This is a genomic window from Nocardia grenadensis, from assembly GCF_050942415.1.
GTDB classification, from domain to species: Bacteria; Actinomycetota; Actinomycetes; order Mycobacteriales; family Mycobacteriaceae; genus Nocardia; species Nocardia grenadensis.
The window spans coordinates 1330451-1344285 of the sequence record NZ_CP192054.1 but is presented as its reverse complement, the minus strand read 5'-3'; the positions used below and the strand labels follow the sequence as shown (position 1 = coordinate 1344285).

Annotated in this window: 11 protein-coding genes; 4 read left to right on the top strand and 7 right to left on the bottom strand. The window is 67.6% G+C overall.

Annotated features, from left to right (window positions below; genetic code table 11):
• The first annotated feature begins 122 nt into the window (after positions 1-122).
• Both ACQPYS_RS05950 and ACQPYS_RS05945 read left to right on the top strand, forming a co-directional pair.
• Positions 123-2594 (top strand): phosphoketolase family protein, encoded by a 2472-nt coding sequence (locus ACQPYS_RS05950; RefSeq protein ID WP_084481260.1) that lies wholly within the window; start codon positions 123-125, stop codon positions 2592-2594.
• 653 nt (positions 2595-3247) lie between these two features.
• On the top strand, positions 3248-3562 hold the full coding sequence (locus ACQPYS_RS05945) for a hypothetical protein (protein WP_063038046.1): 315 nt from the start codon (positions 3248-3250) through the stop codon (positions 3560-3562).
• Positions 3563-3578: 16 nt separating this feature from the next.
• On the opposite strand, the gene ACQPYS_RS05940 is transcribed toward ACQPYS_RS05945, so the two are convergent.
• The 5 genes from ACQPYS_RS05940 to ACQPYS_RS05920 all read right to left on the bottom strand — a co-directional run bounded on the left by ACQPYS_RS05940 (position 3579) and on the right by ACQPYS_RS05920 (position 7616).
• Complete coding sequence (locus ACQPYS_RS05940) at positions 3579-4196, bottom strand: helix-turn-helix domain-containing protein (RefSeq protein ID WP_433492976.1); 618 nt, start codon at positions 4194-4196, stop codon at positions 3579-3581.
• Between the two features lie 237 nt (positions 4197-4433).
• Complete coding sequence (locus ACQPYS_RS05935; RefSeq protein WP_433491915.1) at positions 4434-5612, bottom strand: ATP-binding protein; 1179 nt, start codon at positions 5610-5612, stop codon at positions 4434-4436.
• 79 nt (positions 5613-5691) lie between these two features.
• The gene (locus ACQPYS_RS05930) at positions 5692-6264 is read right to left on the bottom strand and encodes a dihydrofolate reductase family protein (RefSeq protein ID WP_245664644.1); all 573 of its coding nucleotides are present in this window, start codon (positions 6262-6264) and stop codon (positions 5692-5694) included.
• A 211-nt stretch (positions 6265-6475) separates the two neighbouring features.
• Positions 6476-7231 carry a MerR family transcriptional regulator gene (locus tag ACQPYS_RS05925; RefSeq protein ID WP_433491914.1) on the bottom strand — a complete coding sequence of 252 codons (756 nt, stop codon included), beginning with the start codon at positions 7229-7231 and terminating at the stop codon, positions 6476-6478.
• A gap of 88 nt (positions 7232-7319) precedes the next feature.
• Entirely contained in the window at positions 7320-7616 is a 297-nt protein-coding gene (locus ACQPYS_RS05920) for a WhiB family transcriptional regulator (RefSeq protein WP_039823295.1), read from the bottom strand.
• 147 nt (positions 7617-7763) lie between these two features.
• Here ACQPYS_RS05920 and ACQPYS_RS05915 point away from each other — a divergent pair, with 147 nt between their 5' ends.
• Positions 7764-8147 (top strand): DUF1707 SHOCT-like domain-containing protein, encoded by a 384-nt coding sequence (locus tag ACQPYS_RS05915; protein ID WP_433491913.1) that lies wholly within the window; start codon positions 7764-7766, stop codon positions 8145-8147.
• A gap of 4 nt (positions 8148-8151) precedes the next feature.
• Here ACQPYS_RS05915 and ACQPYS_RS05910 read toward each other — a convergent pair whose 3' ends face one another.
• Together ACQPYS_RS05910 and ACQPYS_RS05905 are read right to left on the bottom strand one after the other, a co-directional pair.
• Positions 8152-10797 carry a tetratricopeptide repeat protein gene (locus ACQPYS_RS05910; RefSeq protein ID WP_433491912.1) on the bottom strand — a complete coding sequence of 882 codons (2646 nt, stop codon included), beginning with the start codon at positions 10795-10797 and terminating at the stop codon, positions 8152-8154.
• A gap of 141 nt (positions 10798-10938) precedes the next feature.
• Entirely contained in the window at positions 10939-12459 is a 1521-nt protein-coding gene (locus tag ACQPYS_RS05905) for an amino acid permease (protein WP_433491911.1), read from the bottom strand.
• A gap of 204 nt (positions 12460-12663) precedes the next feature.
• Between ACQPYS_RS05905 and ACQPYS_RS05900 the strand changes: the two genes are divergently transcribed.
• Positions 12664-13803, top strand: a complete 1140-nt coding sequence (locus ACQPYS_RS05900; protein ID WP_431938799.1) for an SPFH domain-containing protein — start codon at positions 12664-12666, stop codon at positions 13801-13803.
• Positions 13804-13835: the final 32 nt, after the last annotated feature.

Here is a 13835-nt window from a genome sequence, read left to right as displayed (position 1 = left end):
ATTTCCGCCGGCCGCCATCGGCGAACCGAGGGCAGTGTGGCACACCTCCAGCTATCGTGGTGGCAGTCCGCACTCGGGGTGCGGTAGCCCGGCGCGACCACGACCTCCAGGAGGTTAGGCGTATGACGCAGTTGGCGAGTGCAGGCGGGGACACCAGTGCCGACAATGTGGGCGGTCACGGTGGCGAATCCGTCGCGCCCCGGCCCTATGTGCTGTCGGCGGCCCCGGGCCCGATGGACGCCGAGGAGCTGGAATGCTTCGACGCGTGGTGGCGGGCGGCCAACTACCTGTCGGTGGGGCAGATCTATCTGATGGCGAATCCGCTGGTGCGCGAACCGTTGGTCCCGGAGCACATCAAACCCCGGCTACTCGGCCATTTCGGCACCGTGCCGGGCCTGAACCTGGTCTGGGTGCACGCCAATCGCGCCATTCTGGCACGTGATCTGAACGCCGTGTTCGTCGCCGGGCCGGGACACGGCGGGCCGGGTCCGAACGCCTGCGCCTGGCTCGAGGGCACCTATTCCGAGTTGTACAGCCATGTGCCTCGCGACGGCGAGGGCATGCGCGCGCTGTTCGCCCAGTTCTCTTTTCCCGGTGGCGTTCCCAGCCATTGCGCGCCGGAGACACCGGGCTCCTTCCACGAAGGCGGCGAACTGGGCTATTCGTTGTTGCACGCTTTCGGTGCCGCGCTGGACAATCCGGATCTCACGGTGTTCTGCGTAGTGGGTGACGGCGAAGCCGAGACCGGTCCGCTCGCGGGCAGTTGGCACTGCAACAAGTTTCTGAACCCGGCGCGCGACGGCGCGGTCCTGCCGATTCTCGCCCTCAACGAGTACAAGATCGCGAATCCGACTCTGCTGGCCCGCATTCCCGAGGACGAGTTGGTCTCGCTGCTGCGGGGTTACGGTTACGAGCCGCTGATCGTCGCCGGCGCCGAGCCGGCCCGGGTACATCAGGACATGGCCGCCGCCGTGGACACCTGCCTGGAGCGGATCGCGCAGATCCAGCGCGCGGCCCGCGACGGCAGCGACACCACTCGACCGCGCTGGCCGATGATCGTGCTGCGCACCCCGAAGGGCTGGACCGGACCACCGATCGTGGACGGCGATCCGGTGGAGGGCACGTTCCGCGCGCATCAGGTCCCGCTGCCGGGCGCCCGCGAGGATGCTTCGCATCGGGCGGTGCTCGAGGAATGGTTACGTTCCTACCGGCCGGAGGAACTGTTCGACGAGACCGGTGCCCCGGTCTCGGAACTGCGCCGGCTGGTACCGGCCGGTGGCCGGCGGATGAGTGCGAATCCGGTGGCCAACGGGGGCGCGCTGGTGCGGGATCTGCGGTTGCCCGACTGGCGCGACCATGCGGTCGACGTCGCCGAACCGGGCCGCACCGTACACGAGGCGACCCGGGTGCTCGGCGGTTGGTTGCGGGAGGTCACCGTGGCCAATCCCGACAACTTCCTGACCTTCGCCCCGGATGAGCTGGCCAGTAACCGGCTACAGGACATTCTCTCGGTCACCGGCCGCAACTGGCAGGCCGAGATCGGCGTCCACGACGAGAAATTGGATCGCTCCGGGCGGGTGATCGAAGTGTTGTCCGAGCATATGTGCCAGGGCCTGCTGGAGGGATACCTGCTCACCGGCCGGCACGGAGTGTTCACCTGCTACGAGGCGTTCGTCCACATCGTGGATGCCATGTTCAACCAGCACGCGAAATGGCTGGACGCGAGCGCGGCGGTGCCGTGGCGGCAACCACTGCCGAGTCTGAACTACCTGCTGTCGTCGCATGTGTGGCGGCAGGACCACAACGGTTTCACTCATCAGGACCCCGGTTTCCTCGACGTGGTGCTGAACAAGAAACCCGAGATCGTGCGGGTGTATCTGCCGCCGGACGCCAATACCCTGCTCTCGGTGTACGACCACTGCCTACGTTCCCGGCACCACGTGAACGTGGTGGTGGCCGGTAAACAACCGCAACCGGATTGGCTCGGGCCCACCGAGGCCGCACTGCACTGTGCCCGGGGTATCGGTATCTGGGAATGGGCGGGCCATCGCGACGAACCGGCCACCACCCCCGATGTGGTCCTCGCCTGCGCCGGTGACGTACCGACCCTGGAAACTCTGGCCGCCGCGGCGATCCTGCGCGAGGAACTGCCCTGGCTGCGGGTGCGGGTGGTGAATGTGGTCGATCTGATGCGGCTGCTACCGGCCGACGAACATCCGCACGGGCTACCGGACAGCGAATTCGACACGCTGTTCACCCGGGACTCCCCGGTGATCTTCGCCTTCCACGGTTATCCGTGGCTGATCCACCGGCTCACCTATCGCCGCACCAATCACTCGGGCCTGCACGTGCGGGGGTACAAGGAACGCGGCACCACCACGACCCCGTTCGATATGGTCATGCTCAACGACCTCGACCGATTCCACCTGGTGATGGATGTGATCGACCGGGTGCCCGCGTTGCGGCAGCAGGCGGCGGGGCTGCGCCAGCAGATGGTGGACGCACGGTTGCGGGCCCGCGCCTGGACCCGTGAGCACGGCGAGGACATTCCCGAGGTGGCGGAATGGCGCTGGCCCGGCCGGCCGGCCGCCTGACAGAGCGCCGGGTCACCGTCGGACCACCGCCGGCCGGTGGCGGTGGTCTATCCGGCCGGCGCGCTCGTCCCGGCGCACCAGAGCCGACCTCGACGGAATTCCGGCGCCGTGTAGGCCCGGAACGCGGCCGGGCGATACAGCAGCGGAGCGGCGTAGCGGCGGCGGGGGCGAACCGACCTGCCCTCCGAAAACATTCCATGACCAGCTGATATCTATTTATCCTGCCGGCTGTCCGGTCCAGTCCCGTGTCAACAGTTGTAGACCGGAGCATCTACGATCCGCCACGGGCTCGAGCACCCCCGCGGGAAGAACCCACACCGGCCGCGATCGCGGGCCGGGTCGGCGACTGTCGCCGACGCCTCGGGAAACGACCTGGATATCGGGGCCGCGGGCCCGATCGTGATCGGCGCGCCGGTGTCGCGCATACCTGCGGCGCCGTGCGCGGTACCGCCCCCGGGTTCCGAGCAGGCCGGGCGCGGCGGCAGCCCGCGCCCCCGAAAAGCAGTCCACCAGTTCCCATCTCTGGGAAATGCATAGACGCTTATTCGAACACTCGTGTACCGTACCGTTAAACAGCGGCACATAGAACTACGGTCCCACACACATTGACTCACCGTAGAAGTTCTATCTGCCGGAACAGAACGGAGCACGTCATGACCATCGCCCGCACCTTCGGATTCGCGAAGAGAATCGCCGCCGCCACCGTGCTGGCCGGAGCGCTCGCCGCGATCCCCGCCACCATCGCCCCCCAACTCGCCCTCGCCGACGTCCCCGGCCACAGCAGCCGCGACGATTCCCACCCGGGCCGGGGCAGCTACGGCGACACCCACGACCTCCCCAGCGATCCCAGCAACCGCAGCGAGCCGGTACACGCGATCCCGGCCCAGCGCAGCTTCACCTACGACAACGACCAGGGCGGCTACCTCGATATCTGCGCCTACAAGCCGTACTACTACGCCTGCCGCTGATCCCGGTGCCGCGCGCTCACTCCCGGCCGCGCAGGCGCGGCGTACGCCGCCGGCTCCGGGAACGACCGGCGGCGGTAACCCGTTCGGCATCCACCTCATCGGCGAGGTGGGCCGGAATATGATCCGGTATCTGGCGCCGGGAACCGATCACGAGTTTCTGCCTGACGCTGGCGACCTGCGCGTCCACCGTACGCACCGAACTACCACGCCGCTCGGCGATGGCACTGTTCGGCCAGCCCGCGGCCGCCAGCACCGCGACCTCACGTTCGGCCGGCGATAAGCTCACCCAGCGCGAATCGGCCCATTTCCCACGATCGACCGGTGTGTCCCCTGCGACCGGACGCACCGGCCAACGGCGACGCAGGTACTCCTGTACGGCGTCGCTGCCGGGGCGGAACTGCCCGCCCCGTTGCTCGGCAACGGCGAAATCCGCCGGTCCGATGACCGCCGTGGCGACCTCGGTCGCCCGGCGCACGCCGAGCACCACCATCGGCACCCGCTCGATACAGACCCCCATCGAGCGGTGGCAGGCCCGGAAAACCCCGACCAGCCAGGCCAGTTCGGTGGCACGGATGCGGATGGCCGCCGCGGCACCCAGCGCGGCGGGATCCCCCGCGAGCACCTGGGTCAGCACGAGCAATCGAGCGTTCCAGGTGCCGATGGGTGATCCGGTCGGCCCGCTCCGGATCGCTCAGCATGGCGGCCGCGAGCGCCGCGAAGATCTGACCGCGCTCCACCCCCACCCGGTCGCCCTGCGCGGTGAACTTGTGACCGGCCCGTTCCAGCACCGTCACCGCATGCGGGTCCAGCCGGAACAGCATGAGTTCCAGACCCCGGATCCATTCGACCGAAGCCGGCAGACCGCTGTCCATTACCGGTGTATCCCGCCAGGCGGAATCGCCTGCACCGGCGGCGGCCGGACTGGCGACACACGTGTCCAGCAGCGCCGCGGCGCGATCGGCCTCGCCCTGCCACAGGTAGTACCAGCCGAGCGCTCGCCGGCGAACAAGCGCACGCTCTCCACCAGGTACCAGCGCACACTCGTCTCGGTGCGGAAGGTCGAGACCAGGGAGCGTTCGGCCAGCCGTTCCAGCAGCGGAGCCACCCGCTCGGCGGGCAGTACCCCATCCGCGCAGACCGCTACGACAGCGGGCAGTTCGACCCCGTTGCGCTGCGGCACGACCCCGTCGGTTTCATACCCCGCCGCGAAAACCGACATGCGCCGTAACAGCACCTGTTCCTCGGCCGCACACAGGTCGAACGACCAGGCGATCACGTCGTAGACCCCGCGGTGTCGCCGTTCGGTACCCGCCCGCGTGCTCTGCGACCAGCGCATACGCTGATCAGCGGCATCACCGCTGAGCTCGGCCAGCACCATGGCCGGTGGCTGATGACGCAGCCGGGCGGCGGCGAGCCGGAGGAACAGCGGATTGTGCTCGACGCGGCGGCAGATCCGGCGTGCCAGCGCGAGCTGGGCCGGATCATCGGGAACGGGGCTTCCGGTGAGCTCGGCGCGCTGCCGGAACAGTTGCAGCGATTCGAAGGCCGATAGCGGTGGCACGGTGAGGATGTACTCGTCGGCCCAGCCGATGGGCTCGCGACTGGTGGCCAGCAGGGTGAGGCCTGGGGTGACGGCGAGCAGGTCGATCACCGCGCGAGCGGCCGCCGCGAGGACGTGTTCGCAATTGTCCAGCACCAGAATCGCGGACTCGGCGATCGCGCCCGCGGGCGGACCCACCGCGACATCCAGCGCGTCCGGATCGCCGCTATCGGTCCGGACCACCGCGCGCAGCACGTTCTCGGCGCAGTCCCGTTCGAGTTCGGCCAGGCGCGCCCAATACACCGGCCGGTCCGGTTCGGCGCGGTGGATCCGGCGCATGGCTTCGGCGGCCAGTCTGGTTTTGCCGATACCGCCGGGCCCCACCAGGGTGATCAGTCGTGCCGAGCCGGAACGCAGCAGGTCGTCCAGGCGTGCGAGTTCCCGCATTCGGCCGAAGAACTCGGTGGCAGGTGGGGCCGGTGCCGCACCGTCCGGGTAGATCACCGCCATAGAAACGTAAATTAGTGCACGTCACGTCGGCCCGTCCGATGAACCCGTGCATTTCGCACAAACCCCGCCCCGGGGGCGCTCAGCACATCACGCAGGCCTGCTGGCGGTAGTGCATCTGGACCACCGCGCTGTCGAAGGTCAGCACATCCATCAGTCGCAGCCCGCTGGTGTCCACCGGCGACCGGAACAGGGGGACCCCGCCGCCCAGGAGCAGGGGGTGCACGAAGAGCCGGAACTCGTCGATCAGATCGTGCGCCATGAAGGACCGTGCGGTTTCCGCGCCACCGAAGAGCACCATGTCCTGGCCCGCGGCCCGGCGATGCCGTATCTCCTCGATCGCGTCCGGGCCGGTCACCCGGGTGTTCCACGAGGGATTGCGCAGGGTGCGGGAGACGACGAGCTTCGGCGCGGCACGCCAGAATCGCGCGAAATCGACGTAGAACGGCGAGACCGGGGCCAGATCGGCCGTGGGCCAGAAGGCCGCCAGGATCTCGTAGGTTCTCCGCCCGTACAACAGCAGATCGGCGCTGCGGAGTTCATCCAGGTATTCGGTACAGAGTTCCTCGTCCACGACCGGCCAGTGGACCGCCTCGTCGAGTCCCTCCGCGAACCCGTCGAGTGATATCTGCATCCACAGTGTCACGCTTCCCATTCCATGCCTCATCTACCGCGTCAGGTGCCAAGAAGGAGATTCTTGCACCCACCGAGGGCCGCACGCATCCGTAGAAGAGCGGAAAGTTACCTAAGTAGTCGTGCGCCGGGAATCCTACCCGGCCGACGGAAGAGCCACCGTCGAATGTACCGTCGTCCAGCGCAACGCTCCGGCGCACCCTTCCCAGGCAGGGGAAGCCTTCGTGCGCGGTTCAGCTCTCCGCGGGAAGGTCGGCGAGTTCGCTGTCGCTGTCGATGTAATGCGCCACGAGCTTGTTCACCAGCTCCGCCGCCGCCTTACCGGGCAGGGTGCGGGCGAGCTGTAACTGTCCGGTCAGTTCCGCCAGGTCGGCGGCTTCCTGCCCGGATTCCCGGTACTTCTGCCAGGCCGTGCGATGGAACAGGTCGACGAAGCGGCGGGCCATCCGATCGCAATCGGCTCGGATCCGTTCGAGCTCGCCGAGGACCTCGGTATCGGGAACGCCGACGGCCACCAACTGTTCGGTGATTCGGATGAGCTGCCGGTCGGCGGGCCGATAGGTGGCGGCGTCCACCGGCTCGTAGAGCCCGACCGCGACGATCCTGGCCAGCCCGTTCGGCACGGAACCGTAGCGTTCCTGCAGTTCGGTGGCGGGAATGGCATCGGCGGGCGCGGCCGACTCACCCGCGGACGGTTCGCCGGATTCCATACCGCCGAGCAGCGGCCCGACACCCAGGATGTCCCCTAGATCGTCCCCGCGATCCCAGGCCTTGAGCAGCTCCTTGATCCCGTTCAGTTTGATGCCGCGATCGAGCAACCTGCTGATCGTGCGCACCCGATTGAGGTGATCTGGACTGTAATAACCCGTCCGCCCCTTGACCTGCGGTGGAGGCAGAACCCCCCGTTCGTGGTAAACCCGCAGGCTGCGCACGGTCGTGCCGGCAGCCCGCGCCAGTTCATCGATCGTGTACTCCACACCAGCAGCCATATAACAAGGAAACCACAAAGGCGCGACGGCGACCTGCGCCGGACACGACCGAAAGATCCGATCAAGCCCGAGTTGGGGGTGGGGTTCGCTAGTTCGTCGAGCGTGAAGTAACGGCCCGTTGGGTATGTGTGCGGCGCTCGTCCTCCGACATACCGCCCCAGACACCATACGGCTCGCCCACCGCCAGCGCGTAGCTGCGGCACCGGTCGAGGACCGGACAGGTATCGCAGATCTGTTTGGCGCGGCGCACCCGCGCGGCGCGCGCCCGGCCCCGCTCCCCCTCCGGATGGAAGAACACGGTGGATTCCAGGCCGCGGCAGGACCCGTTCAATTGCCAGTCCCATGCCTCGGCAGCCGGGCGCCGAGACTGGATCACGGTGGACATACACAACTCCTCTGCCCGCAATGCTGTGAGGCCAGCGTAATTACTCCCCAGATCTGGGAATTGGCGCCGTGTGACCATCCGGAGGCTTCCCGGCAGTGGCGACCGCAGGGCCGAGCCGGACCGCGGAAACCGTCCTATGCTGCGGGTATGAGTGAGCTACCGGGCGCGCGCATCACCGTCGAACAACGCGATCGCGCCCTGCGGGAACTCGCCGAGCATCTCGGTTCGGGCCTGCTCACGCTCACCGAATACGAAGAACGTACCGCCGCCGTTACCGCCGCGCGTACCACCCCGGAACTCGCGGCCCTGTTCACCGATCTCCCGGCACCGCCGGCGACGCCCGGCTCGACCGAAACCACCGATCCCGCATTCGGTTTCGCGGTGCTGGCCGGCGGCGCCGCCGTTTTCGCGCTCGTTCTCGCACTGGTGTACGGCGGCTGGTTGTGGCTGCTGCTGCTGGTGATCGTCCTGGTCTCGGCACCGCTGTTGCCCGCGGTGGTCCGGCGGCGCCGGATCACCGGACACCCCTGACCCCTCACCAGCGAGTATGCGGTCGCACGCTATTGGCCAGATCCACCAGCCGATACCGGTGCAGACGACCGGGCGCGGTCCGGGCCAGGGCGCGCAGCCGTGACTCCAGCCCGCCGCGCAACCCCGCGACGGTGAGCGGATAGCCGAGCAGTCTGGCGTCGGCGGAGGCGGGCCGCATCCGGGATTTCAACCACTCCAGTGCCGCGCCTACCACCACGACCTGCATCTGCAGTGCCCGCGGCTCATCGACGAGCTCCAGCCGTGACGCCGCCTCGCGCAGATCGATCTCGGTGATCTCCCGATGCGGCCGCGATACCAGCAGCAGACTGCCCGTCATCCGGGCGGTGCCGTGATGGCGGGAGGTATCGGGCACCTCGTCGAGAACCTGCACGGCCTGCAACAGTTCACCATCGGCGGCCAATCGGCGAGCCAAACCGAACGCGGCGCTGACCACCGCGTGATTGGTCTGCCAGACCAGGCGGTAGAACTCCGACGCGGCACTGTGCCACCGGTCGGAATCGCCGGGATCGCTCAGCGTCTGCAGGGCGAGTTCGGCGGTGGCGGCCAGGGCCAGCGGCGGCGCCAGCTCACCGGGCAGCATGGTGTGCACCTGGTCGAAATGGAGATAGGCGAGCTCGTACTGTCCATCCAGCAGATCGATGACGCCGCTGAACCATTCGACCCGCCAGTCGGTCACCGCGCGCGGGCGCAACTCTTCGAGCAGCGCGAGCGCGGGAGCGAGTTCCCCCAGGTCGAGATGGGCGCGGACGGCGGCGAGCGCCCCCTCCACCTCGAAGGTCTCCGGCGCGTCGATGGTGCCGGCCGCGATACGTTCGGAGGTCTGGCGCAACGAGTCCAGGGTCTGGCGGGCGTCACCGTGCAGGAGCGGGCTCAGCAGCTGGACACTGGGATCGTCGGCGTCGATCAGCGGGATCGGCAGGGTGGCCACCACCGCCGCGGCGTCGAGACCGAGGCTGCGGTGTCCGCCGTCGACCATCCCGTCGGTCTGGCCGATCAAGGTGTCGATACCGAAATCGCCACGCAGCGAACCGAACTCCACCGACGCCTGCGGGTGTTCGCGCCCGGAATCGGCGGCCAGCACCATCCGCAACACCCCGGCCAACTGGCAGTACATGGCGTAGGTGGAGGGGAAACGCCGGCTCGGATCCGCATGTGTCGCGCGCACCAGCAGCCGATACAAACACGGATAGCGCCGCAGCAGTGGGTATTCCTCCGGTGTCGGCATCTCGGTGCGGTAGTTGCCGTGGGAATCCTTGCGCAGGTCCAGGATCAGGGCGGCCAGGGTGCGGCCTGCCGCGTACACGTCGGTGGCCACCGTGGGGCCGGTCTCGATGATCTCCGGCGCCTGATAACCGGGGGTGCCGTAGATACTGCCGTAGGACTCCATCGCCGCGACGGCGCCGAGGTCGATGAGTTTGACCTCGTCGTCGGTGACCATGATGTTGTCCGGTTTGAGGTCGTTGTAGGCCAGCCCGAACGAGTGCAGATAGTCGAGAGCGGGCAGGACCTCCATCATGTACGCGATCGTCTCGGCCACCGGAAGACGTTCCGGCCCCGCCATATCCAGCATTTTCTTCAACGAGCGCCCGCCGACGTACTCCATGACGATGTAGCCGTCGGCCACCTCGCGGTGCGAGCGGTGCTTGACGAAGTTGTAGATCTTCACGACGCCGGGATGAGTTATCTCGGAAAGGAATTGGCGTTCGGCCAGCGCCACCACATGCGCCTCGAAGTCCTGGGGGTTCTGCAACCCCTTCAGGACTACCCACCGGTCACTGACATTCGTATCGACCGCCAGATAGATCCAGCCCAGACCGCCGTGCGCCAGACAGCCTTTGACCACGTACTGTTCCGCCACGACCTCGCCGGCGGAGAGTGCGGGCAGGAAGTTGTAGGCCGACCCACAGCGCGCGCAATCCCCGGCCACCGCGCCGGGACCGTCGGGGCCGGACCGCCCGTTGGGCGCCTGGCATTTCCAGCAGAACCGCTTGTGCTCGGGCACCACCGGATCCGCGAGCACCGCGGTGGCGGGATCGACCGGGTCGACCCGCGGCAGCGCCACCAGTCCGGCGCCGAGCCGGCGGACACTCGGACGGGAACGGGCATTACGCCCGGAGGGCATATCGTCCTCGAAGCCGGCGAACGGGTCGGGATCGTCTGCATCCTCGTCGTCGTCGGCGAGCAGCAACTCGTCGAGATCGTCGTCGTCCGGACCCGCGAGACTGTTGAGCCGGGCGATATCGTCGCCGGTCAACGCGGCAATGGCCCGGTCGAAGTCCGACAGCTCCGGCGTCGCGGGCGGACCGTCGGATCCCGGGGGCGCGGCGACGACCGGGGGCACCGAACCCACTGTCACCGGCACGAATACACCGGTTCCGCTGGGGACCGAGGCGGCGTCGGTGGCACTGCGCGGTTCGGCGCCGCCGGATTCGGCGAGTAGTTCCTCGGCGGCTCGGGTCAGATCGGACTCCGCGGCCCGCTGGCCGCTTTCGCTGCTGTTGGTGCGCAGCGTCGACCAGGTGTGTGCGCCGCGGCGGGGCATTTCCGCGCCACGGATCCGCCGCTTGGACCAGGGCGGCGGGAGCGGACGCTCGGAGCTGGGCTGCGACGAGCTGGGCTGCTCTGGCATGCACGACCTCTCAAACCCGCGGAAGAACAGAGAGAGTCTATTGTGATCCCGGTCCGCGGGCGCGATAGGCCGATCATTCCCTACCTTGGGAATGCGGAATACCCCGGACCTGCTATCCGGGGTATTCCACGCAGTTCGGTGTTACCGCTGGTCCTCGGGTTCGTCGAGGATGCGAACGGTGCTTCCGGGTTCTTCGGCCGGCGCCGGCGCGGCGGGCGCCGCGGCACGTGCGGCGGTGAGCTCGTCCACCCGCTTCCGCGCCAGGAACCAGCCGCCGATCAGTGCCGGAACTCCGACCACCAGCATGGCGATCACCGCGGCCCGCTGTTCGATCTCGTCGCTGAACAGCATCAGCAGCACCACACCGACCAGGAACAACAGGGTGGCGTAGCTGGTGTACGGGGTACCAGGGAGGCGGAACTTCGGCCGGGTCACCTTGCCGTCGCGAGCCCACTTCCACAGCTGGAGCTGGCACAGCACGATCGCGGTCCACGAGAAGATGGTGCCCAGCGCCGAAACGTTCAACACGATCTCGAAGGCCTTATCCGGCACCACCGCGTTCAGCCCGACACCCGCCAGCGCGATCACACCGGTGGCGAGGATGCCCACGTACGGGACACCGTTCTTGGACATCCGGCTCGCGACGGTCGGCGCACTACCGTTCATCGACATCGAGCGCAGAATGCGGCCGGTCGAGTACAGCCCGGCGTTCAGGCTGGAGAACGCCGCGGTAAGCACCACGAGGTTCATGACCGAACCGGCACCGTCGATACCGATCTTGGAGAAGAAGGTGACGAACGGGCTCTCACCGGACTTGAACACGGTGTAGGGCAGCAGCAGGCCGAGCAGCACCAGCGAACCGACGTAGAACAGCGCGATCCGGGCGATCACCGAGTTGATGGCGCGCGGCATGATCTTCTCGGGGTTCTCCGCCTCACCGGCGGCGGTGCCGACGAGTTCTACCGCGGCGTAGGCGAAGACGACACCGGTGGTGACGACGATCAGCGGCAGGAAGCCGCTCGGGAACAGGCCGCCGTTGTCGGAGAGGACGCTGAAACCGGTCGGCTGGCCCTCGATATCGAAGCGACCGGCCAGGAAGATGGTGCCGATGATCAGGAAGGCCACGAGGGCGACGACCTTGATCAGGGCGGCCCAGAACTCCAGCTCACCGAACCACTTCACCGAGATCAGGTTGATCGCGACCACGATGGCCAGGGCGATCAGCGCGATGGTCCACTGCGGGATCACCTCGAACGCGCCCCAGAAGTGGACGTAGGTGGCGATCGCGGTGATATCCACGATGCCGGTCATGCACCAGTGGAAGAAGTACATCCAGCCGACCGCGAAGGCCAGCTTCTCGCCGTAGAACTCGCGGGCGTAGGACACGAACGACCCGGAGGACGGGCGATGCAGGACCAGCTCGCCCAGGGCGCGGAGAATGAAGAATACGAAGATGCCGCAGACGGCGTACACCAGGAACAGACCGGGTCCGGCCTCGTGCAACCGGCTGCCGGCGCCGAGGAACAGGCCCGTTCCGATGGCGCCACCGATGGCGATCATCTGGAGCTGCCGGGGCCGCAGCGACTTGTGATAGCCCGCATCTTCGGCGTGCAGACCGTCCGCCGGCGCCGCCTGACCCGGAGGCTCTTGAACTGTTGTCATCATGTTGCCTTTCGAGTGGCGCAGATCATGTCTGCGAGCAATGTACCGCTAGTTAGCGGCACGATCAATAGGGGGCCGTCATGTGTAATCCAGTGGAAACCAGGGGCTTTGGCAAAACCCGAGGTCGGCAGCACCGCAAGAGCCATTGATCGAGCCGCTGAACGTCGATACGCTGGACGCGTCAATTGCGTAGGGAGCACCCAGATGGCCTGGTTCGAACGCGAGTTCATCGCCGTCCCCGAGACCGGCAAGAAACAACTCGTCTACAAGTGGCCGGATGTGAACATCCGGCGATACTCCCGCGCCATCGTCAATGCCGACCAGACCGCACTGTTCGTGAAGTCCGGTCAGGTCCTGGGCGCGCTGGGACCGGGCCGGCACCGGATAGACGCGGACGAACTCCCGGTTCTCGGCGCACTGGTGGATACGCTGACCGGCGGCAACCTCTACCGGGCCGAGCTCTACTTCGTCTCCACCCGGGAATTCGCCGGTATCAAATTCGGCGGCCGTCTCGCCGATATCGCCGACCCGGTCAGCGAGCAGATCGTCACCCTTCGGGTTTTCGGTGAGTTCGCGCTCTCCGTCCGCGACGCCGGACAGTTGATCACCTCACTGGCCGGCAGTACCGACCTGCACGATCCGGCCGGGATCGAATCCTGGAGCGCCGATCTGCTGCTCAAGGCCATGAAGATCGCGGTGACGCAGGGCGTTTCGCAGGGTGAGTGGCCGGTCCTCGGCCTGTCCGCACTTCTGCCCGTGATCGAGCGGGTGGTCGTACAGCAGACCAATACCGCGCTCTACGAGTACGGGTTGCGGATACCGCGGCTCGGCAATTTCGACATCACGCTGGCCCCCGAGGACGCCGACCGGCTCAAGCGGCTCGCCAAGGATGTCACCTATATCCGGCTCGCCGGAGATTTCCGGCAGTACGCCGCCGGGGAGATGGCCCTGGGCGCGGGCCAGGGCCTGGCCGCCGGGCACGGCCACGACGGCGGGTTCATCGGCGCCGCGCTGGGTATCAACGCCCTGCAGCAGCCGGGGGCCACGGGGGCCGGGAATTTCCCGCCCCCACCCGGTTCGCCCTGGCAACAGCATCAGCACCCCCGGGAGGAGCCGAGCGCGACAGCGCTGCCGCCCATCGCGAAACCCGCCGAACTCGATCCGGCGGCCGCGGGCCCGGTCTGCGCGTCCTGCGCCACGGCCAACCCGCCGGGCGCCAAATTCTGTGTTGAATGCGGGAATCGCTTCGCCCCGGCCGAACCGGCCCGATGCGGCGAATGCGACGCCGAATTGCTGCCCACCGCCAGGTTCTGCGCCTCCTGCGGTACCCGCCGCCCGGACTGAAACCGGTACCCGCCGTGCCACCGGGGCGCATC